The 19,967-nt window shown below is 55.1% G+C and carries 23 protein-coding genes and 1 riboswitch; of the genes, 14 read left to right on the top strand and 9 right to left on the bottom strand.

Annotated elements, in window-relative coordinates:
* The first annotated feature begins 23 nt into the window (after positions 1-23).
* The 7 genes from ELR57_RS17095 (at position 24) to ELR57_RS17065 (ending at position 4,764) form a co-directional block, all read left to right on the top strand.
* A complete protein-coding gene (locus ELR57_RS17095; protein ID WP_126960299.1) occupies positions 24-308 on the top strand; it encodes a LiaF transmembrane domain-containing protein in 285 nt (94 codons plus the stop codon).
* Positions 309-354: 46 nt separating this feature from the next.
* On the top strand, positions 355-1,032 hold the full coding sequence (locus tag ELR57_RS17090; protein ID WP_126960298.1) for a PspA/IM30 family protein: 678 nt from the start codon (positions 355-357) through the stop codon (positions 1,030-1,032).
* Between the two features lie 3 nt (positions 1,033-1,035).
* Positions 1,036-1,590 carry a PspC domain-containing protein gene (locus tag ELR57_RS17085; RefSeq protein WP_126960297.1) on the top strand — a complete coding sequence of 185 codons (555 nt, stop codon included), beginning with the start codon at positions 1,036-1,038 and terminating at the stop codon, positions 1,588-1,590.
* A 5-nt stretch (positions 1,591-1,595) separates the two neighbouring features.
* A complete protein-coding gene (locus tag ELR57_RS17080; RefSeq protein ID WP_126960296.1) occupies positions 1,596-2,288 on the top strand; it encodes a PspA/IM30 family protein in 693 nt (230 codons plus the stop codon).
* Positions 2,289-2,424: 136 nt separating this feature from the next.
* Complete coding sequence (gene liaF / locus ELR57_RS17075) at positions 2,425-3,069, top strand: cell wall-active antibiotics response protein LiaF (RefSeq protein ID WP_158630051.1); 645 nt, start codon at positions 2,425-2,427, stop codon at positions 3,067-3,069.
* A 14-nt stretch (positions 3,070-3,083) separates the two neighbouring features.
* The gene (locus ELR57_RS17070) at positions 3,084-4,151 is read left to right on the top strand and encodes a sensor histidine kinase (protein ID WP_126960294.1); all 1,068 of its coding nucleotides are present in this window, start codon (positions 3,084-3,086) and stop codon (positions 4,149-4,151) included.
* Complete coding sequence (locus ELR57_RS17065; RefSeq protein WP_126960293.1) at positions 4,111-4,764, top strand: response regulator; 654 nt, start codon at positions 4,111-4,113, stop codon at positions 4,762-4,764. The genes ELR57_RS17070 and ELR57_RS17065 overlap by 41 nt, the downstream gene beginning before the upstream one ends.
* Before the next feature lie 109 nt (positions 4,765-4,873).
* On the opposite strand, the gene phnE (ELR57_RS17060) is transcribed toward ELR57_RS17065, so the two are convergent.
* From phnE (ELR57_RS17060) to ELR57_RS17030, 7 genes are all read right to left on the bottom strand, one after another.
* The gene (gene phnE, locus ELR57_RS17060) at positions 4,874-5,680 is read right to left on the bottom strand and encodes a phosphonate ABC transporter, permease protein PhnE (RefSeq protein WP_126960292.1); all 807 of its coding nucleotides are present in this window, start codon (positions 5,678-5,680) and stop codon (positions 4,874-4,876) included.
* A 16-nt stretch (positions 5,681-5,696) separates the two neighbouring features.
* Positions 5,697-6,512 carry a phosphonate ABC transporter, permease protein PhnE gene (phnE, locus tag ELR57_RS17055; RefSeq protein ID WP_126960291.1) on the bottom strand — a complete coding sequence of 272 codons (816 nt, stop codon included), beginning with the start codon at positions 6,510-6,512 and terminating at the stop codon, positions 5,697-5,699.
* Positions 6,505-7,314 (bottom strand): phosphonate ABC transporter ATP-binding protein, encoded by an 810-nt coding sequence (phnC, locus tag ELR57_RS17050; RefSeq protein WP_126960290.1) that lies wholly within the window; start codon positions 7,312-7,314, stop codon positions 6,505-6,507. The genes phnE (ELR57_RS17055) and phnC overlap by 8 nt, the downstream gene beginning before the upstream one ends.
* A gap of 125 nt (positions 7,315-7,439) precedes the next feature.
* Positions 7,440-8,558 (bottom strand): phosphate/phosphite/phosphonate ABC transporter substrate-binding protein, encoded by a 1,119-nt coding sequence (locus ELR57_RS17045; protein WP_370452286.1) that lies wholly within the window; start codon positions 8,556-8,558, stop codon positions 7,440-7,442.
* Positions 8,559-8,925: 367 nt separating this feature from the next.
* Entirely contained in the window at positions 8,926-9,816 is an 891-nt protein-coding gene (locus ELR57_RS17040; RefSeq protein WP_126960289.1) for a glucosaminidase domain-containing protein, read from the bottom strand.
* 183 nt (positions 9,817-9,999) lie between these two features.
* Entirely contained in the window at positions 10,000-10,299 is a 300-nt protein-coding gene (locus ELR57_RS17035) for a hypothetical protein (protein ID WP_126960288.1), read from the bottom strand.
* A gap of 123 nt (positions 10,300-10,422) precedes the next feature.
* A complete protein-coding gene (locus ELR57_RS17030) occupies positions 10,423-10,815 on the bottom strand; it encodes a hypothetical protein (RefSeq protein WP_126960287.1) in 393 nt (130 codons plus the stop codon).
* A gap of 189 nt (positions 10,816-11,004) precedes the next feature.
* On the opposite strand from ELR57_RS17030, the gene zwf reads away from it, so the two are divergent.
* Positions 11,005-12,558: a glucose-6-phosphate dehydrogenase gene (gene zwf, locus ELR57_RS17025; protein ID WP_126960286.1), complete on the top strand. Its 1,554-nt coding sequence runs from the start codon at positions 11,005-11,007 to the stop codon at positions 12,556-12,558.
* A gap of 122 nt (positions 12,559-12,680) precedes the next feature.
* Here the strand turns inward: zwf and ELR57_RS17020 are convergent, their stop codons facing one another.
* Positions 12,681-13,172, bottom strand: a complete 492-nt coding sequence (locus ELR57_RS17020; protein WP_126960285.1) for a pyridoxamine 5'-phosphate oxidase family protein — start codon at positions 13,170-13,172, stop codon at positions 12,681-12,683.
* A 149-nt stretch (positions 13,173-13,321) separates the two neighbouring features.
* On the opposite strand from ELR57_RS17020, the gene ELR57_RS17015 reads away from it, so the two are divergent.
* The 4 genes from ELR57_RS17015 (at position 13,322) to ELR57_RS17000 (ending at position 15,333) form a co-directional block, all read left to right on the top strand.
* Complete coding sequence (locus ELR57_RS17015; protein ID WP_126960284.1) at positions 13,322-13,732, top strand: NUDIX hydrolase; 411 nt, start codon at positions 13,322-13,324, stop codon at positions 13,730-13,732.
* Positions 13,733-13,834: 102 nt separating this feature from the next.
* The gene (gene paiA / locus ELR57_RS17010) at positions 13,835-14,353 is read left to right on the top strand and encodes a spermidine/spermine N(1)-acetyltransferase (RefSeq protein WP_126960283.1); all 519 of its coding nucleotides are present in this window, start codon (positions 13,835-13,837) and stop codon (positions 14,351-14,353) included.
* 28 nt (positions 14,354-14,381) lie between these two features.
* Positions 14,382-14,834 carry a MarR family winged helix-turn-helix transcriptional regulator gene (locus ELR57_RS17005; RefSeq protein ID WP_126960282.1) on the top strand — a complete coding sequence of 151 codons (453 nt, stop codon included), beginning with the start codon at positions 14,382-14,384 and terminating at the stop codon, positions 14,832-14,834.
* A gap of 130 nt (positions 14,835-14,964) precedes the next feature.
* On the top strand, positions 14,965-15,333 hold the full coding sequence (locus tag ELR57_RS17000; protein WP_202866418.1) for a VOC family protein: 369 nt from the start codon (positions 14,965-14,967) through the stop codon (positions 15,331-15,333).
* A 65-nt stretch (positions 15,334-15,398) separates the two neighbouring features.
* On the opposite strand, the gene ELR57_RS16995 is transcribed toward ELR57_RS17000, so the two are convergent.
* Positions 15,399-17,087 (bottom strand): DUF6044 family protein, encoded by a 1,689-nt coding sequence (locus ELR57_RS16995; protein ID WP_126960281.1) that lies wholly within the window; start codon positions 17,085-17,087, stop codon positions 15,399-15,401.
* A gap of 564 nt (positions 17,088-17,651) precedes the next feature.
* Here ELR57_RS16995 and ELR57_RS16990 point away from each other — a divergent pair.
* Positions 17,652-18,986, top strand: coding sequence for a DEAD/DEAH box helicase (locus ELR57_RS16990; protein WP_126960280.1), 1,335 nt, complete (start codon positions 17,652-17,654; stop codon positions 18,984-18,986).
* Between the two features lie 188 nt (positions 18,987-19,174).
* On the top strand, positions 19,175-19,765 hold the full coding sequence (locus ELR57_RS16985; protein ID WP_238162571.1) for a Uma2 family endonuclease: 591 nt from the start codon (positions 19,175-19,177) through the stop codon (positions 19,763-19,765).
* Between the two features lie 68 nt (positions 19,766-19,833).
* A riboswitch (TPP riboswitch) is annotated at positions 19,834-19,945 on the top strand.
* Positions 19,946-19,967 lie beyond the last annotated feature (22 nt).

Raw genomic sequence — 19,967 nt, 5'->3', positions numbered from 1 at the left:
GTCAAGAAAAGAGGTGAGGAACTTTGAAGAAAAATAACGGTTTGGCAGTTGTACTTATCGTCATCGGCGTCCTGTTGCTGTTCGGCAAGCTTGGCAGCCTGTTCGGCTTCATTCTCTCCCTGCTGATTCCGGTGCTGGTTATCGCGCTTGGGGTTATGGCTTGGAGACGAGGCAATCGGTTCGTGGGAGGCGTGCTTGGGGTTATCGGCGGCTTAATGCTGCTAGGCAAGCTGTCCACGGTTCTGTTCTGGATCGCAGCCATCGGAGTCATCCTCTTCGGATTGTCGATGATCAGACGCAATAATTAGAAGCAACAGCAATCGAAGCCTGAACAGTGGAAAAGGAGGATAGAGAATGAGCGTAATGAAACGAGTGAGAGACATGTCGGTTGCTACCTTGAACGACCGCCTGGAGAAGACGGAAGACCCCGTCAAGCTGATCGATCAGTTCCTATGGTCGACGCATCAGGAGATCGGCAAGAGCGAGCAACTGCACAGACAATACGCCGTTCACACCGAGCATCTCTATAAGCAGTGGAAGGATGCCGAGCAGTGGAAGGAGAGGCGCGAGCAGCAAGCGCTGACCGCGTTGAAGGCTGGAGAGGAGACGGCGGCTAAGCTCGCCCTTCAGGATAAAGTCGTCCACGAGGAGAAAGCGGAGCGTTACCGAGACTTGTACGAACAAAGCCAGGCGGAGCTCAATGAGCTCTCGGAGCTGCTGCAAGAGCTTCGGGACGAATACCGGGCCGTTTACGACCGCAGGCAGTTCTACGTAGCTCGCATGGAGTCGCTCCGCCTGCAGCAGCGCTTAAACGCTAGACTCGGGGAGACCGGCCATACGAGCAGCCCGGGAACGATGTTCCAGCGCCTTGACGATCGGCTGACCGACATGGAGCTCGAGACGAAGAGCTTGCGCGACCTGCGCCGCATGGGCCAAGAGATGATTTATAACGCGGGCTCGGCGGTTCAGGAAGTGATCGAGCGCGAGCTTCAGCAGTTGAAGCGCAAGCTGCAGCAGGATCAAGGAGGATAAGACATGCGCAAATTATACCGATCGTCCCACGACAGCAAGATTTTCGGGATATGCGGAGGGTTGGCGGCTTACTTCGGAATCGACGCGACGCTGCTTCGCATCCTCACCGTCGTCGTCGCCGTCTTCTCGGGCGGCTCCATCATCCTGGTCTATATCCTGGCGGGCTTCATCATTCCGAAGGAGCCTACTTACAACGGCGGATTTGGACCGGATCCTTACGGACCAACCGGTGCGTCGAAGGGCTGGGGCGGCAATTGGAACAGCAACTGGTCCGGCGGCGGCTACAACGCTTGGACTCCTCCCGGCCAGAGAACGCAAGCGCCCCCTAGCAGCTCTAATTGGGCTCCGGGATCGCCTTGGACAGGTCCTTCGCCGACCTCTTCCTCGGCTCCGGGAGGATATTCCGAGCCTAAGTCCTCCGGGGTATCCGGTCAGCCTCCAACGGCCAAAGACCTGGATGCCATGATGGAAGATATCGAGAAGAAGGCGCTGCGCCAGGAAATCGAAGATTTAAAAGCACGTCTCACCAAATTTGAACAACAATCGAAAGGGGAATAACGACAATGGGAGTATTTCAACGAGTAAAAGATATGACGAAGGCATCGATTCATGAGCTGCTCGACAAGCTGGAAGACCCGGTAGTGATGTTGAACCAATATCTTCGCGATATGGAGACGGAGATCCGCGACGCGGAGGTTACGGTTGCGAAGCAGATGGCTTCCGAACGCCGCCTGAAGCAGCGCCTTGACGAATCGGTTCGCGTCGGCATCGAGCGCGAAGCCCAAGCCGAAAGAGCGCTTCAAGAAGGCAATGAAGCCTTCGCCCGCAAGCTGCTGGAAGAGAAGCTCTACTTCAATCAGCAAGCAACCGACCTGCTCGCCCATCATGAACAAGCCAGCGCTCAAGTCAGCGAGCTGACCATGCAGCTCCATGAGATGAAAGACGAGTATTACAAGCTGCGCAACAAGCGCAACGAGCTGTCCGCCAGAGCTCAAATGGCCAAGGCTCGCAAGCAAATGGCGCAAGTAAGCTCGCTTCACGCGATCGAGAGCGGCAACGCCTCCCGCGGCTTCCAACGCATGGAAGAAAGAATCCTGCAGCTGGAAGCGGAAGCGGACGTCGTACGGCTCCCGGGTTCGCCTTTCCGCGCGGCTTCGCCTAGCGTAGATCCGGAGAAGAATTATCGCGTCGAGCAAGAGCTCGCTGCCCTCAAGAATCGTCTTCAGCCTCCGGCTTCCGCCTCGTCCGCCGAGTAAGAGGATTTCAAGAAGCTCGTTCCAGGCGTTGTGAAGATATGGTATGCTTACAAAGATGCGTCAAGCCATAGCGGAACCTTCCGTTATGGCTTTCTCCGCGCAGCGAGCGAGTCATTTATTCAAGGAGGTGCAGCCCGTGAGGAGCAAACTGTCCAGTCATGCCTTGTTGTTCATCGCCGCCGGTCTGTATCTCGCGCTCGGTGGGCTCGCGGGGTTCGCTACCGTGAACGCCATTCTTCTTCTGGTATTGGGAATCATGCGCTATCGGGAGGATCGGAACCGGCTGGCCATCGTGGTCGTGGTGATCAGCGCCCTGGTGCTGTTCGCCAATCAGATCGGATTGGTCGTTGTCGTGGTCTTGATCTCGCTAGGATTGTATTTCTTGAAGTCAAGGCATTCTTCTCCCGGCAAAAGAGAAAGCAGGCCGAGGTTCTTCCTTAAGCTTAAGAAGGACCGCGAGTCTTGGCTTCTCCCTTCGATGAGCTATTGGCATGCGTTCGGCGAAGTCCGGTTGGACTTGAGCACGGCGATTCCGGAAGAGAAAGAAACGGTTATCGTCCTGCAAGGACTTATCGGGGATATCGATCTTATCGTTCCCGTGGAATACGGCGTTGAATTGGAAGCCTCGGCCATGCTCGGGCAGATCGTCTGGGACCAGCGGCAGCAGAGCGGGGGCTTCCAACGAGTTAAATGGCGTTCGCCGGATTATGAAAATAAGGAGCAGCAGGTGAAACTGCAGCTCGTTTATCTCGTAGGGAATATTAGAATACGTCCGATCTAGAAGGGGGAATGACAATGGTATGGCGTCATATTGGCGAATCCGTCTTGTTCTCCCTGGGCGTAGGCATAGTGGTCGTCTACTTGCTTCAAAGCCAAGGGCTCGCAGCGGACTTCGAATCCTGGTCCTCGATCATTACCTTCGGGTTATCGGCGATCGGAGTCCTTCTGATTGCCGGCGTTGCCTTCGGTCTGTACCGCACCTACCCGCTCCGCAACCGGGTAGAGGTGCTTAGGGACGCGATGCTGATGATGGAGAAGGGGAGTCCGATTCCGCCTCTGCCCGAAATGGGCAAAGACGAGATCGGAAGCTTGGCCGAGCAATTCTCGCGGATAAGCCGCAAGTGGGACGAACAAGTCGCTTCGCTGCAGCGCTTATCCACTAACAATACGGAGCTGGCGGCCAAAGCCAGAATGAGTGCCGTCGTGGAAGAGAGGCAGCGTCTGGCCAGAGAGCTGCATGATGCGGTCAGCCAGCAGCTGTTCGCGATCTCCATGACGGCGACGGCGGTCGGAAGAACGCTGGATACGAACTTCGATCGCGCCAAGCGACAGGTCGAATTGATCGAGGAGATGGCGGCGGTCGCGCAATCGGAGATGAGGGCGCTCTTGCTCCACCTGCGTCCGGTGTACTTGGAGGGCAAGCGCTTGTCCCAGGCCGTACCGGAGCTCATCGAAGAGATGAGGGCGAAGGTGGCGATGGACATCTCGCTCGACATGGACGAGGACTTGCCGCTGAACAAGGGCGTGGAGAATCACCTGTTCCGCATGGTTCAGGAGGCTTTGTCCAATACGCTAAGGCATGCGAAGGCATCGAAGATGGATATCGCGCTTCAGAGGCGCGGCGAGACCGTTCGCCTCGCGATCCGGGACAATGGCGTGGGCTTCGATGTGGAGACGAAGAAGCAGACTTCTTACGGGCTGGCGACGATGGAAGAGAGAGTGAACGAGATCGGCGGCTCTCTTAATGTCGCCAGCGCGCCGGGCAAAGGAACGAGAATCGAGATTCGAGTGCCGATCATGGCCGAAGAGAGAGGGTGGGAAGATGGCGGAGCAGCAACCGATCCGAGTCTTGTTGGTGGATGACCACGAGATGGTGAGAATCGGCTTGGCGGCCGTGCTTGGCACGGAAGACGGCATCGAGGTTGTCGGAGAAGCGGGGAACGGACAAGAAGGCTTGCGGTTGGCCAAGGCTTACGAGCCGGACGTCGTACTGATGGATCTGGTCATGGAAGGAATGGACGGCATCGAGACGACAAGGAGGCTGCTGGAGGAGCAGCCCGAATGCCGGGTCATCGTGCTGACCAGCTTCCTGGACGATGAGAAGATGTACCCGGTCATTGAAGCGGGCGCTTTCAGCTACCTGCTCAAAACCTCGCGCGCTTCCGAGATCGCCGACGCGATCCGCGCCGCCGCTCGCGGCCAATCGGTTCTCGAATCCCAGGTCGCTTCGAAGATGATGAACCGGTTCCGCAAGCCGACGCAGGCGAATCCTCTCCCTCATGAGGAACTGACGGATCGGGAGATGGAAGTTCTGCAGCTGCTGGCGGAGGGCAAGTCGAACCAGGATATCGCGGATGAGCTGTTCATCGGCATCAAGACGGTGAAATACCATATGACCAACCTGTTCGGCAAGCTTGGCGTCGAAGATCGGACGCAGGCGGCGATCTACGCGCATCGTCACGGGCTGGCCGAGTAAAGCGATTGTTGCATCCGCGGATAACGCAGAAGAGCTGATCTTGAATGAACCCTAGGGGGCCGTTCAAGATCAGCTCTTTGGTTTGAGCGATAGAGTTAAACTGTTATGCTTACCCCTTAACGAGCTTGGAACGCAGCCTGTTGGACATCCATTCGATCAGCAGGATCAGAATGACCAGTCCGATCAGGATGGAGCCGACCTGGTTCCACTTGTAGCTGTTCATCGCGAAGATGAGCGGAGCGCCGATGCCTCCTGCCCCGACGAGGCCGAGGATGGAAGCCTCGCGCATGTTCATGTCGAACCGGTAAATCGTGACCGACAGGAAGATGGAGAGCAATTGAGGGAAGATGCCGTAACGGATCTTCTCGAAGGAGGAGCAGCCGATGGAAGTCATCGACTCCAGCACCTTGGTGTCCAGTTCTTCGATCGCGTCCACGTAAAGCTTGGACAGCATTCCGATAGAGGTCAACCCGACGGTCAGCACCCCGGCGAACGGCCCTGGCCCGGACACTCGGATGAACATGAGCCCGTACACAAGCGCCGGTATCGTACGGATAACGATCAGCAGCAGACGGGTCAGCCAAGCGACCGGCTTCGGGACGATGTTGGAAGCGGCCAGGAACGCTAGCGGAACCGACAATACCGCTCCGACGATAGTCCCCAGGAACGCGATGGCGACCGTCTCGACAAGCAGGTAAAGCACGCTTTGCTTGGAGACATTAAACAGCAAGTCGAGATCCGGGTTAAAAAGTCCTTTGATGATATTCCCGGCTATCTGGAGGCCGCCCTGGTTGATGTCTTGCAGGTTGACCGCGGCCAGCGACCACGCGAAGAGAGCGAGGACGACGACGGTGACGGTCAGAACGTAACGATGATTGCGAGGCGAAGCCAGTAGCTGCTTCTCTACGTTCGTCATAAGCATACGGTCTCCCTTAAATTAGCTTTTTGCGGAAGTGTTCGCTGGCCGTCTCGATCAAGTAGACCGTGACAATTAGCGCTAGGATCGTCATACCCACGTTCGGGTAATCGCGCCATCCGATATCTTCCTTGATTAGCAGCCCGATGCCGCCTGCTCCTACATAGCCTAGAATAGCCGCGTAACGGACATTCCCTTCGAAGCAGAACAGAGCGTTGGATAAAAAGCTCGGCAGCACCTGCGGCATTACCGCGCAGCGAAACGCTTGGATTCGGTTCATCCCGAGCGATTCCATTGCCTCGAAAGGCCCCATATCGGCGTTCTCGATCGCTTCGTAGAGAAGCTTGCCTACATAGGAAAGAGTGAACAGGAATATGGCAACCACGCCGGCCATCGGTCCCAGGCCGAAGACGAAGGTGGCGATCAGAGCCGTCACCAGCGTGGGCAGCGTTCGCAGCAAGCTTAGCAATATCTTGAAAATAGTCACGATCGTCTTGCTTCGAATAATGTTCGAAGAAGAGAGAACGGCGATCGGAAGCGAGAGAAGCGCGCCGACCAGGGAGCCGATCAAGGACATCTGAAGCGTATCGACGAGAGCCTTCCATAATTGAGGGAAATAGCTCCACTTGGGAGGAATCATGTCTCCGATAATGACAAAGAATTCGTTGATTCTCGTAAACAGGGTCTTAAGGCTGAATTCGGTAAACCAGACGGATGCGGCAATCGCGGCGATCAGGAGCAGCAGAATGAGCGGCGTTCGCGAGCGCTTCTCCAGGACGATCTTGCCGTTCGGCAGGACGACTCTGCGCGGCGGGAAGATACGATCATACATGGGCTGTCGACCCCTCTTGGAACGAAGTCGCCAACTTCGCCGACGGTGCCGATGACGCTTCCTCTAGACGCCCGCCGTAAATCTCGTCCAGCATGGCCTTCGTGACGTTCGCCGCTTCCCCGTCGAAGACGACCTCCCCCTTGCGGATGCCGATTATCCGATCGGCGTATTCCAAAGCGATCTCGACATGATGGATATTCATGATGACGGAGATGTTCATGTCCGCGTTGATTCGTTTGAAGTCGTCCATGACGACCTTGGAGGTTACGGGGTCCAGCGATGCGATCGGCTCGTCGGCCAGAATGATATCGGGATTCTGGGCAAGCGTACGGGCTAGCGCCACCCGCTGCTGTTGGCCGCCGGACAGCTGGTCGACGCGGATGTAGGCTTTGTCCAGAATGCCTACCTTGTCGAGCGACTCGAGAGCTTTGATCCTATGTTCCTTCGAGTAGATGCCGGTGACCTTGCGCCAGAACGGAAGGTCGGGCACGAAGGAGACGAGCACGTTCTTGATCACGGTCGTTCGAGTAACCAGGTTGAACGATTGGAAAATCATGCCGATACGGCGGCGAAACCGACGAATCTGCTTGCCTTTGAGCTTGGAGACGTCGACTCCGTCCACGTTAAGCTGGCCGCCGGTGATGTCGTGCATGCGGTTGATGCAGCGGATCAACGTGGACTTGCCTGCGCCGGAGAGTCCGATCACCGCGACGAATTCGCCCTGTTCGATGCTTAGATTGATGTTCTGCAATGCGACCGTGCCGTTCGCATATTTCTTCTCCACCTGTTTGAATTCGATCATGAGCTGTCCCTCGATCCATTGGTCTCAAATTAGAAAAAATGAGAACATCACGTTGCCATGACGCTCTCATTCTATTCATGCTTTCCATTTCGCCATGCCGGCCTCTCTATAGCCTATTCGGGCGATTACTTCTTTAGGCTCTTGATAAGCTCTTGGGCCTTGCGCTCGTTGTCGTAATCGGAGGATTGGGCGACCTTGTAGCCTTCATGGCTGTAGATCGCGATAACCTTCTTGCCTTCTTCCGTTTGAGCGATCGCGATGAACGCGTCCTGCAGCGCCTTCTTGAAGTCGTCGTCCATGATCTTGGACTTCTTCGAAACGCTGATCGTGTCGTTGTAGATGCCGTCCGTTACGGCGATAACGTTCGTCTCGTCCCACACCGACTTGGAACGGCTGAATTCGCTCGTCCACTTGTCCACATAATCTCTTCTTGCGTCGGCATAAGCGACAATCACGTCGACTTGGCCGTTAGCCAGGCGAGCCATGGAGCTGCCATAGGAATCGGAAGTAACGACATGCTTAAGGTCCGTCAGGCTCTTGCTGAAGTGGCTTTGGAGCCACAGGGTCGGATAAATGTAGCCGGCGGAAGACGAAGTGGACATGACAGCCCAGTTGGCGCTGTTCAGATCGTCCCAAGTCAGCTCTTCGCCTTTGTTCACTTTGGCGGCCAGCTCTTGGCCCTTAGCGGAAGGTCCGGCGATGAAGAGCGAACGGTAGTACGTCGCTTGCTGGTCGGTCGGCTCGGTCGGCTTGTGGTCGTTCCAGTCCTTCGGATTGTCGGAATCGTTGGACAGGCCCGCGCGCGTCGCGGTCAGGATGACGTCGGCTCCGTCCTGATACAGAACGTAAGTGCCGCCCGGAATGACGCCGATATCCGTCGTGCCGGCTTCCATGGCTTCGCCTACGGCTTCATAGGTCGTACCGACATTGATGTTTACGGAACCGACGTTGTAGCCTTCGGTCGCGAGCTGAGTCTTGAGCAATTCCTTAAGCGGTTCGGTCGTCGTGATGATTTGGTCCGGATCCTTGGAAGGAACGAAGCTGATGTTGAGTTCCTTGATTTCCTTGGCGGCTGGAGTCGCGCTCTCGCTAGGGCTTGCGCTAGGGCTTGCGGAGCTTGCCGACGGAGTCGCGCTCTCGGATGGGCTTGCCGAACTGTTATTGTTGCCGTTGTTGTTGCCGCAGCCGGCGAGAAGGCTGACTCCCAAGGTCAATACCGCAGCTAGCATCAAAGATTTCTTCACTTTCGTTTCCCCCACTTTTCGATAATTTTGATGTCGTTTACGGGCACGGGTCGACACCGTTCCGTAAACGTACAACCATCATACAAGCCGTTTGTTTTCCGAAAATTATCCTGATGTTAAAGACAAAAGGCTTAATATTCCTAAATCTTATTACAATTTGGAAATGGTGTCCATACATTTGGGAGATATATGTAAGATAACAAAACATAATATGTCATATAAACAAACATTATCATTACGCGTAAGACGGCGGATTTCCAAATGCTTTTTGACACCATTATAAGGAAAACCTTGGAATCTATCAAAGGAAATATACAATTTTTAGATTAATATTATGGGGTTTCCCTTCTGGTTCGCGCTTTGTTCTTCATACGGTCTGGCCCTGCAGAAGCCCGTAATCCCGCTTGATGATGTTCGCCACCAGGGAGGCCCAATCTTTGTTGGGAGGACAATACTTGCCGGAGATCTTCGTAATCGACGTATAGCCTTCTTCTATGTAATTCTCGGAGATCAGCCGGCCGAACCGGCGCACGCTGTCCGCCTTGGTGTCGAAGCGAAGATAGCCGTCTCCTTGTCCCGACCTCATTCCGAACAGGTTATTTCGGTTGGCGGCGGCCTTGCTTGTGCCGTTGCCGCTCTCGAGCTTCATGACCGCGACGGTGAAGAAAGCGTTGATCCCGTAATCCTGCTCAATCTCCAGGATGGCTTCTTCCAGATCGTTATCGAGCAGCTTCGTGCCTTCGAACAGCCGCGAGATGTTCTCTTCGGACAGGCCGGAATCCGACTTGACGGCCGGGAAAGGCACGTAGAACGATGGATTCGGATTCGGTTCGCCCGAAGCCCCCGCGGATGTCCCCGCAGAAGAATCCGCAGCGGATTCGGAATAAGAAGCATAAGATAACGCTTGGACCGGAGCTTTGGACTTCTGGCCGACGAGCTTGGCATAAGCTGCTTTGGCATAGGTGCCGTCCGTCAGGCGAAGCCAGCCATCCGCGGTCTCCGAGCGGACCGTCAGTCGGGTTCCCTTGGAGACGACTCTCACGATTGTCGCTTGGGCGGAAGGGGCTTCTCTAACGTTAAGAAGGTTGACCGTCGTCACGTAGATCTTAACGATATCGTCGGCTTTCAGGACCGCGGGGGCTGCGGAGGAGGCGGAGGAAGCTCGAGTATAGGCGAATACGAGGAAGAACAGCGAGGCGAGGACTACGATGACGTATCTTGCAAGAGCATGGGATTGGCGGGTGTCATATCTTATCATTCGATCACTCCTCGTAGTGAGATTTGGAGAGAAGCTAAACTGATTGTAAGGGGAAGAGAATGCAAAGCTTGTCAAAGGCTCGTCCGCGAATCGCTCTATTATTGTCGCAAAAGCAAAAATCCCCCGACGAAAGAGTCGAGGGATCGGATAACGTTCATTAAAAGTTTCTCATATTAATGCCTTCTATGCCTTCCTATCGAGCAGAATTCCCACGGGAGGCTGAAAGTAGGATTTAAGCCGGGAACGGGTGTAGACCGCATATTTCTGCCGCGCTTCTTCCTGAGAGAGGGATTGTAGAACGGCATTTGAAATTGCCGCCTCCGGAAGAGCCGCTGCCTGCTTCGGAGAGGGAATCGGACGCTTCTCCGAGTCGGGAGACTTCCTTCGCTCAGGAAGAGGCTCCTCTTCAATGAACGGAAAGGCCGGGTACAAGGGGGTGATTCGGTCGATCGGAATCTCCGACTGCCGCGGGCGCCACCACATCCGTATTCCTCCTTCGCTTGCGGATTATCCTTATATTACCACAATGCGAACGGACTGAATCGGGTTGCGGCGGAGGAAAAAGGAAGGGGGCGCCGGCCTCGACCAAGCGGGGATATGGTTCGGTTAGAGGATAAGAACCGCTTGAATCGGCTCCAGAGGCAGAGTCACCCTGGAGCGGGGGAGCGGCTGCGGCTCATCGAAGGTGGCCCAGAAGGGCGCTTCCGGAGGGACATTCTCTTCCGCGACGGAAGACGTATGTTTCTCCTTCGGCCCGTTCTTGGAGGCCGCTCTGACGCGCTTGGAAGAGCGATTCGTTCTCCTCGACTTCGTGCGGGTCTTGGTGGCCACCTCGCCCGGAGAATCGTTCTCCAGATCCCCGTTCAGGATCAGTTTGTCTTTGGTGCAGCCCGTCAACGTACCATAATGCCGGGCGCCGTCGTTCATGATGACGCAAACCGGAAAGCCGCGGAGCTGAAGAAGATGCTCTTCGTCGGCCGGTACAAAATCATCAAACATCGCTTCCACCTCCATCGTTCCATTCTGAGGCAGTATATTCACCCGGGGGCGGATGCGTATGGACACGTACCTATTTTCCCGGGCGGATTCGCGACCTCCGTCGATTGGCTGCAAATAGCAATAACTGGGTGATTATGTTAAACTCATAGCGGGCAATCCCAATCCTTCGACTAAGGAAAGATGTGGACTATGAACGAGAAGAGCTTGGAAGCGTTGGCCGCGGAAGGCGCGGTTTACTTTATATTCGGGGCGACGGGCGACCTGGCGCGCCGCAAACTGTTTCCTGCCCTGTACAGCTTATATAGGGAGGGCAAGCTGGGCGAGCGCTTCGCCGTCGTGGGGCTGGCGAGAAGACCCCGCACCCATGAGCAATTCAAGGATGACGTACTGGAGTCGATCCGGGAATTCTGCCGGTATAAGGCCGAAGAAGGACAAGCCTGGAGAAGCTTCGCCGACCGGTTCAGCTATCAATCGCTCGATATCGGCAACGTGGAGGGCATGCGGCAGCTTAAAGCGTATACCGAGGAGCTGGAAACGCGCTATCAGATCCCCGGCAACCGGCTGTTCTACCTGGCGCTGGCGCCCGAGCTGTTCGGGACCGTATCGAGGAATCTGCGCGACGGGGGCATGCTGGACAGCGGCGGCTGGCATCGGCTCGTCATCGAGAAGCCGTTCGGCTACGATTATCCGTCCGCCGAGCGGCTGAACGAAGAGATCCGCCATGTTTTCCAGGAGAACGAGGTGTTCCGCATCGATCACTATCTCGGCAAGGAGATGGTGCAGAACATCGAGGTGCTGCGGTTCGCCAATGCCATGTTCGAGCCCCTCTGGAACAACAACTCCATCGCGAACGTGCAAATCACCTTGTCCGAGACGGTGGGAGTGGAGGAGCGCGGCGCTTATTACAACAAGTCGGGCGCGCTGCGGGACATGGTTCAGAACCACATGCTGCAGATGCTGACGATGATCGCGATGGAGCCGCCGAGCCGGCTCGAATCGGAGGATATCCGCGACGAGAAGGTCAAGGCGCTGCGTTCCATTCGGGGGTTCGATTCGGAGGAAGAGATCCGCAAGCGGATCGTTCGGGGCCAATACGCGGAAGGGATCTCCCGAGGGCAGGAGATCAAGGGCTACCGGCAGGAGGAATCGGTTCCTTCCGACTCGAATACGGAGACGTTCTTCGCCGCGCGCCTCTATGTCGATAATTTCCGCTGGGCGGGGGTTCCCTTCTATGTCCGCACGGGGAAGCGGCTTCCGGTCAAGTCCACGGAGATCGTCATCGAGTTCAAGAACGTGCCGAACCGCGTCCTGTTCGCGAGCAAGCAGGAGCTAAGGCCGAATCTGCTCGTGATCCGCGTGAATCCGATGGAGGGCATCTACATCAAGATCAACGCAAAAAAGCCGGGCAACGACATGACGGTCCAGCCGGTGGCGATGGAATTCTGCCAGAGCTGCCAGATCGGCATCAACACCCCGGAAGCTTACGAGCGATTGATTTACGACGCTTCGCGCGGGGATCATACGTACTTCACCCGTTGGGATGAGCTGGCGGTCGCTTGGAAGCTCGTCGATCCGATCGCCGCGGCTTGGAAGAGCGGTACGAGCGAACCCATCTTCTATCCGGCCGGCTCCTGGGGACCGGAAGAAGCGGATCGCCTGCTGGAGGAGGACGGATTCTTCTGGTGGCCGGTGAACGGGCAAGAAGAGGACAACGTCATCTGGGTGAGCAACGCGGGCAAGTGAGGGCGAAGAGAGGGCGAAGAGAGGGCGAATATAGAGCGAATAGAGGGAGTAGACCCCTATGCGGAAGCCGGCCTTTGGCCGGCTTTTTGGTCTTTCTTTTCCCCGCCCCTGCGCCCGCGTCCCTACTTGAATTCCACAAGCCGGTTGATCTCCGTTCCTTCCGTATTCTTGCCCATCAGTCTGCGGAACAGGAATTTCGCCATCTTGAGTTTGTTGCCGGTATCCCAATACTCGGCGGTATCGGCTCTCACTTTGATGAGAACGAGATCCGGATCGTCGGCGGTAGCTTCCAGAAGCTGCTCATAAGCCGGGTTCCAGAATTCCTTCAGCTTCTCGGGACTGTCGACGAGTTCGGCTACACCTCGAATGGAGACGAATGACTTGCCCGCATAGGCCACGTTGACCTGGCGATCGCGAAGCAGCTCATGGAACTTGCCGGTATCCTTCTTGGTCAGGAACCAGAGGTCGCCGTCGAATTCCACGTCCTGGGTCTTCATAGGCCGCGACACCAGCCCTTCATCGGATACGGTGGTCAGCATCGCCGTGTCGATATCCTTGATCAGTTCGCGGATCTTCTCGATCGCTTCTTGGTCCTCGTCAGTAGAAGGGTTCATTTCGTTTTCTCTCCTTATGGGTAATAGGTTTCGATTAGTATGGCACTCGAAGCGTTCCGTCAAACCGAATGTCGCCTCCGCAGGAGGATTCTTCCGCAGCTTGAACGAATACGTTAAGCACTAGATCCCCATACGATAGGAGACTCGGCATGCAAGGATACAACGTCATCATGGTGTACAGCCGCGACAAACAGAGATTGCTGATGTGCAAGCGGCTCAAAGATCCATACAAGGGGTTAAGCAATCTGGTCGGCGGCAAAATCGAGAGCGGGGAGCCCGGACTGGAGGCGGCTTACCGGGAGCTGCGGGAAGAGACGGGGATAACGAGAGAGGATATCTCGCTGCGCCATCTGATGGACTTCACCTACTACGTTCAGGATTGCTATGTCGAGGTGTATGTCGGCCGGCTTAAGCGGGACGCGGACGTGTTCGGGGATGAGAACGAACTGTACTGGTCCGATCTGGAGCAGGATTTCTTCGATAGCAGCTTGTTTGCGGGCGAAGGGAACATCGGGCACATGCTCGAACAGGTGGAGATGAATCCGGAGCTGTTGGATTAAGAATAAGAGAGGACTTATGGAAACAGGGTTGCTCCGCTTGCATTTTTGTTGCATTTGCAACATAATTGATTCAGCTTAGTTGGAGGGAGTGACGCGCGTTCTATGCTGATTAACATTAGGAAGGTTCATCTCGAAGACACGTCAATCCTTCAAAAGATTAGTGTCGAGACGTTTACGGAGACCTTCGAGCATCAGAATTCCGCCGAGAATCTGAAGGCTTACTTGAACAGGGCCTATACCTTGAAGCGACTGCAAGAGGAATTGTCCGACGAGTCTTCGGAATTCTACTTCATTGAAGCGGACACGGAAGTCGCCGGATACCTTAAGGTAAACATCGGCGATTCTCAGACGGAGAATCTGGGCGAAGAGGCGCTGGAGATCGAGAGGATCTATATCGGCGGCAAGTTCCAGAAGCAAGGCCTGGGCAAGCATTTGATCGGCAAAGCGATGGAAAGAGCGGAGCTTCTGAATAAAAAGCAAGTCTGGCTAGGCGTTTGGGAGAAGAATGAGAATGCCATCTCTTTCTATAAGAAGCTGGGCTTTATTCAAACGGGATCCCACTCTTTCTTCATGGGAGATGAGGAACAGCTCGACTACATTATGACCAAAACGCTATCGTGATCGGGCGATGGGACGGCGAGGGAACGGGATGAAGGAGATTCTTCGGGAGATCGGCATGATCGCAAGGGCGCTGGATTCCATAAGCAACGTGGAATTCAAGGAGATCGCCCTTACCAAAGGACAATATTTATATTTGATTCGAATCCATGAGAACCCGGGGATTATTCAAGAGAAGCTTGCGGACATGGTCAAGGTGGACCGTACGACGGCCGCTCGCGCCATCCAGAAGCTGGAGTCGCAGGGGTTCATCCATAGGAAGGACGACCAAACGAACAAAAAAATCAAAAGGCTGTTTACCACGGGAAAAGGAGATCAAGCTTCCTCTTTCCTTAAGAGAGAAGGGGACCATTCCGAGCGGGTCGCGTTAGCCGGGTTCGATCAACACGAAGCGGAAGCTTTGTTAAGCTATCTTCAAAGAGTGAGAAGGAACGTCGAGGTCGATTGGGAGTTCGTAAAGAAGGGGAATAAGAGGGAGTATTGATCCGCGAAGAGGGTCGGAAGAGCGGGCGAAACTTAAGTCCGAAGCGCTTCGCGGAACCGATGATTTTCCGGCTGCTCGTTCGTCTTTATTTGCGTAAGGACAAAGAGGAACGAGAGGCGGGATGTAGGAGATGTTGAAGCGATTGTTTATTTGGGCGGAGATTCCGGTGTCGGATATGGAGCGGGCCAAAGCGTTCTACCAGCGGATTCTTCAGGTGGAGCTGCCGTCGATGCCTATCGGGGATTCGGAGTACGCGTTCTTCCCGGTTCGGGAGCAGACCAATGGAGGGGCTTTGGTGAAGGGACCTAACCATACGCCATCAGAGGAAGGAGTCTCCTTGTTTCTTGACGGGAGTCCGGACTTGGCCGTTATCCTATCCAGAGTCAACGAGGCCGGCGGACAAGTGATCATGCAGAAGACCTTCGCAGGCGATCACGCAGGCTATCTGGGGATGTTCCTGGACAGCGAAGGCAACCGGATCGGTCTTCAACATTTATAAGGCAAATCGAAGAATCCAAGACAAGGCCATCCCGAAGAGGATGGCCTTGTTAGCTGTTATTAGCCTCACTTCGCCTGGTACAGGTAGACCCTCCAAGCAGACTCGGAGCTGTCGAAGGTCTTCAACAATCGAAGCCCGTCTTCATCGGCATTCCGGATCGGCACGGCCGAGAAGATGTACTGTCCTCCCATCGCTTTGAAAGCTTCCGTATCGAGCTCCAACTGGTGGATTTCTTTGCCGGAATCCTTTTTAAACTCGTAATTCTTGCCCAGCTCGCTGACAAACAGGAAGCATCGGTTGCCCCAATGATCGAAGTAGGATTCGATCGTCGGATTCTTATCGAGCTCCTTGGCGATGATTCGGCGGAACTGGTATTTGTACGCAAGCGGGTAGTAGTTGACGTAGCTGTCCAGGGTATAGAAGCCGTTGTACTGCGCGATGGAAGGGTTGAGCCCGATGCTGGCTACGCGATAATCCTGCTGAGGCTTCCCGATGTATTCCTTGATCTCCCGGAACTGGTCGACCGCGAAGAATTGTTTAAAAGAAGGCTCCCCGTAGGCCCGATAAACGACCTCGTCGTTGCAAACGAAGAGGAATAGGACCTGCGCGACCAAGGCGATGCGAACCCGCTTCTGCCACTTCTCTCCCGTTCTCCAGAGAATGAGCAAGCCCAGCGCGAAGCTTAAGTAGATGACCAGAGGGTGCAGAAAATGAAACCGGCCGAAGTCGAACGTGGTCAGGATCGTGAACTTTTCTTTGAGCGGCTGCCATCCCTTGTAGAACCAGAAGGCGTACCATAGCGACAGAACGATATTCAGCCCTAGCAAATAGATAAACAGTTTGTTTGCTTTCTGGCTCTTCTGGACGAACACGACACGCAGCGCGATAAATAGGATGGGCAGGATCACCAGAATGTGCATGGTCAAGACGTGCATATGGCCCCATACGAAATTTACGAAGGCCAGGTACAGAGTACGTCCAAGGCCGACCGTGGATTGGAAGAAGGCCGAGCGGCTGGTGGGGGCCTCCGTGAAGACCAATCCATGCAGCAGCCGATATTCGATCGCCAGATAGACCCCGGTCATCAAGGCGATGCTCCCGAGAAAGACCGGGTTCCAATCGCGCTTCTTGATCAGATCGCGCAGCCAAATCACGCCCATCCCCGTCAGGAAGAAGAAAAAACCGAGGACAAAGCTGGAGTAGAAGGGAAGCAGAATAAGGACGGCGATCTCCCTCCAGGAGATCTCTCGCTTGCGGATGTTCAGGAATGCCCATAGCGCCAGAGGCTGCCCCAGCGTGCTTAACATGCCGGACGGCCAGAATGGCGTCAAGGCGAAAGCAAGCGCAACGCCGACGCGAATAAGGCCGACTTCGGGCCCTTTAATAAAGTGTTTGCGCAGCAGCAAATACATCCCGAAGAAAGCCGCGACTCTCGTTACGGTTTGGCTAAGGGCGTAAGCAAGCATGGAAGGGAATAGGGCGTGCAGCCAGACGATGCCGCTGAATTCCGTTCCATAGGCGCCTCGCGGCAGGCCGTTCATGACCTGAGGGATCGTGGCGTCCAGGGAGCCGAACAGCTCATGGCTTCGAACCAGCACCTTATACCAAGCGATGTTGGAGTCCATATTGTCGTGGACCCGAAGATGCGCGTTCTCCCCCAAGAGGAAAAGAGGCGAGAGATAAAGGAGAATGAGGAGTAGAGAGAGTCCGATAGCAGGCCTCTCTTTGGTTAATTTTGCTGATAAAGGAAGCATGGTCACCCAACCTATCCAGGGACTCCTTAAGGAACTTGGTCCGCATTCTCTCAGTATAGATCGGAATTGTTAAAAATAATAAAGGACCTGAAACCCAATATTCCCATTTTCGTCTAAATAATAAAGTTTGTTTTGTCAACCATGCCGGACAGGGGTGAAAAAGATCCAATGGGCGTTAGGGCTAAAAAATCCATTATTCCATTTACCGTGCTTCTAGTTATTTATTCGAAAGCGATAAAGTCCGGTCAAGATCAAAGGATCAAGCCAAAGCTCCGCGTGACCGGCGAAGGCGGAATCTATATGAAGTTTAAAGATTCTCGCGGCGAAAGCAGACGACAAACCATATGTTCCTATACCGAGTACGCTACGGGCTATTCGACCGTGACCATTAGCAATGATGACGTCAAAGTCAAAGAAAATTGCAGGTAAGGTTCCGGAGTCGAATGCGATCTCGGGGGTATCTCCTCGCGACGGTCTTGCAGAAAGGTGGCTCTTCTTCATTAATAGGGTATAATGAAAGAATGGACCCTTTCGTTTCACTGAAGGCTTCAAGAAGGAGATTATATGACATTCGAACAATTGCAGTTGATTCCACCTATCCTCAAGGCTCTTGCCAAGGAGAATTATACGCAGCCTACGCCGATACAGGAGCAGGCTATCCCGCCGGTGCTGGCAGGCCGAGACTTGTTCGGCTGCGCCCAGACGGGGACCGGCAAGACGGCGGCATTCCTGCTTCCGATTATCCAGCAACTGAGCGCGCCGCATGGACGCCCGAGCGGCAGACGCGTGATCCGCTCGCTGATCCTGACCCCAACGCGCGAGCTGGCCATACAGATTTACGATAACTTTAAAGCATACGCTAGCTTCACGAATCTGCGCGGCGACGTGATCGTGGGCGGCGTCTCGCAGAAGGCTCAAGAACAGTCGTTGCAGCAAGGCATGGACATCCTGATCGCGACGCCCGGCCGCTTGATCGACCTGATGAACCAGGGGTTCGCCGATCTGCGCCACGTTCAAATTCTCGTGCTGGACGAAGCCGACCGGATGCTCGACATGGGCTTCATTCACGACATGAAGAGGATTATCGCGAAGCTTCCCGCCAAGCGGCAGACGCTGTTCTTCTCGGCGACGATGCCATCCGAGATCACGGCCCTCGTTAACAGCTTGTTGACGAATCCGGTGAAAATCGAGATTGCTCCCGTGTCCTCCACGGCGGAGAGAATCGAGCAGATGGTCTATTTCGTGGACAAGCCGAACAAACTGCCGCTGCTGATCGATCTGCTGCAGGACAAGACGATCGCGAGCGCCATCGTATTCACCCGGACGAAGCACGGTGCGGACCGGCTGGTACGCGGGTTGACGAAGGCGAAGATTACCGCTCAGGCGATCCACGGCGACAAGTCGCAGAATGCCCGCCAATCGGCGCTCAATAACTTCAAGAACGGCGCGACTCGTCTGCTGGTGGCGACGGACATCGCGGCCCGAGGCATCGACATCGAGGAACTGTCGCATGTCATTAACTACAATCTGCCGAATATCCCGGAGACGTATGTCCACCGGATCGGCCGTACCGGGCGCGCCGGCCAGAGCGGAATCGCGATCTCGTTCTGCGAGAGCGAAGAGGTTCCTTATCTCAAGCAAATAGAGAAGCTGATCAAGCAGAGGATTCCGGTCATTGAGGAGCATCCTTACCCGATGACCCTGGCGGAGACGGCGTCGGTCGGCGAGGACAAAGCCGCAAGGGAAGGCAGAGCCGGCAACCCCGGCAAGCCGGGCAACTCAGGCAGAGCCGGCAGCTCGGGCAAACCCGGCGGCGCTGGCAGCTCCGGCAAATCCGGCAGCTCCGGGAGTTCTGGAAGCAACCATCGCCGCAGGCGGCCAACGAATGCTGGAAAGTAATTCCGATGTTCAATACCGGCAATATCAGGCGATATAAAGTAACTTTCTCCTCCGTTTGAGCACGCGAAAGCGGGATTGACACGCGGACAAGTTGTGCGATAATGGACGTATCATAAACGGGAAGCACCCTTCGGCCGAACACGACGTGTTTGAATGAAGGGTGTTTGCGTTCAAGGAGGAGGCAAGCGGTGACGGATTTCCGCAAAGCCAAGGAAGAGAAGGTGAAAGAGCAACCGGTCACGTATGACATCTACGCCAGTATGCCTGATGACGGCTTGCGATACGAGGTTCTTGATGGCGTACTCGAAGCGATGTCGCCGTCTCCTACCGCGACTCACCAGTCGGTAAGCGGGGAGTTGCAATTTCTGTTTAAACAGCGCTGCAAAACTGATTATCTCATTTTTGTTGCGCCGCTGGATGTGATATTAAGTCAGAAGAATGTGCTTCAGCCCGATCTGCTCCTCGTTCATCGCAGCCGCTCGGGAATCGTCACGGAGCGCGGGGTGGAAGGGGCACCGGATCTTGTCGCAGAGATTTTGTCCCCAAGCTCGAGAGCCCGGGATAAAGTCGTGAAGATGAAAATTTACGCCAAGCACGGCGTGCCGGAGTATTGGGTGATTGATACGAGGGCGCGGACGCTTGAACGGTACGTGCTAATGGAAGTCGGCATTTACGAACTGCGCGATCTGTTCGAGGAGAACGACGCGGTGTCCTCGGACAAGATGCCTTGCGTTTCATTCGTAGTCGGCGAATTATTCAGCGATCTTCCTCGTCCTTAGATCGGCGCGGTTATCTTAAAAAAACGCTTGCCAAATGGATAATGCTGGGTTACTTTATATAAAGTTGAATCGCGATATACGGGGGCTCGATGAAGTCGGGCTGAGATTGCGGCCGAATGCCGCTGACCGTCGAATCTGATCTGGGTAATGCCAGCGTAGAGACGTTTTTTTTGTCGCGCATCCGTGAGATGCCGTGCGCTAG

Origin of the sequence: Cohnella sp. AR92 (genome assembly GCF_003990975.1) — a bacterium.
Taxonomy (GTDB): Bacteria; Bacillota; Bacilli; order Paenibacillales; family Paenibacillaceae; genus Cohnella.
Note: the sequence above shows the minus strand (reverse complement) of the source record. Positions and strands in the feature narration are given on the sequence as shown.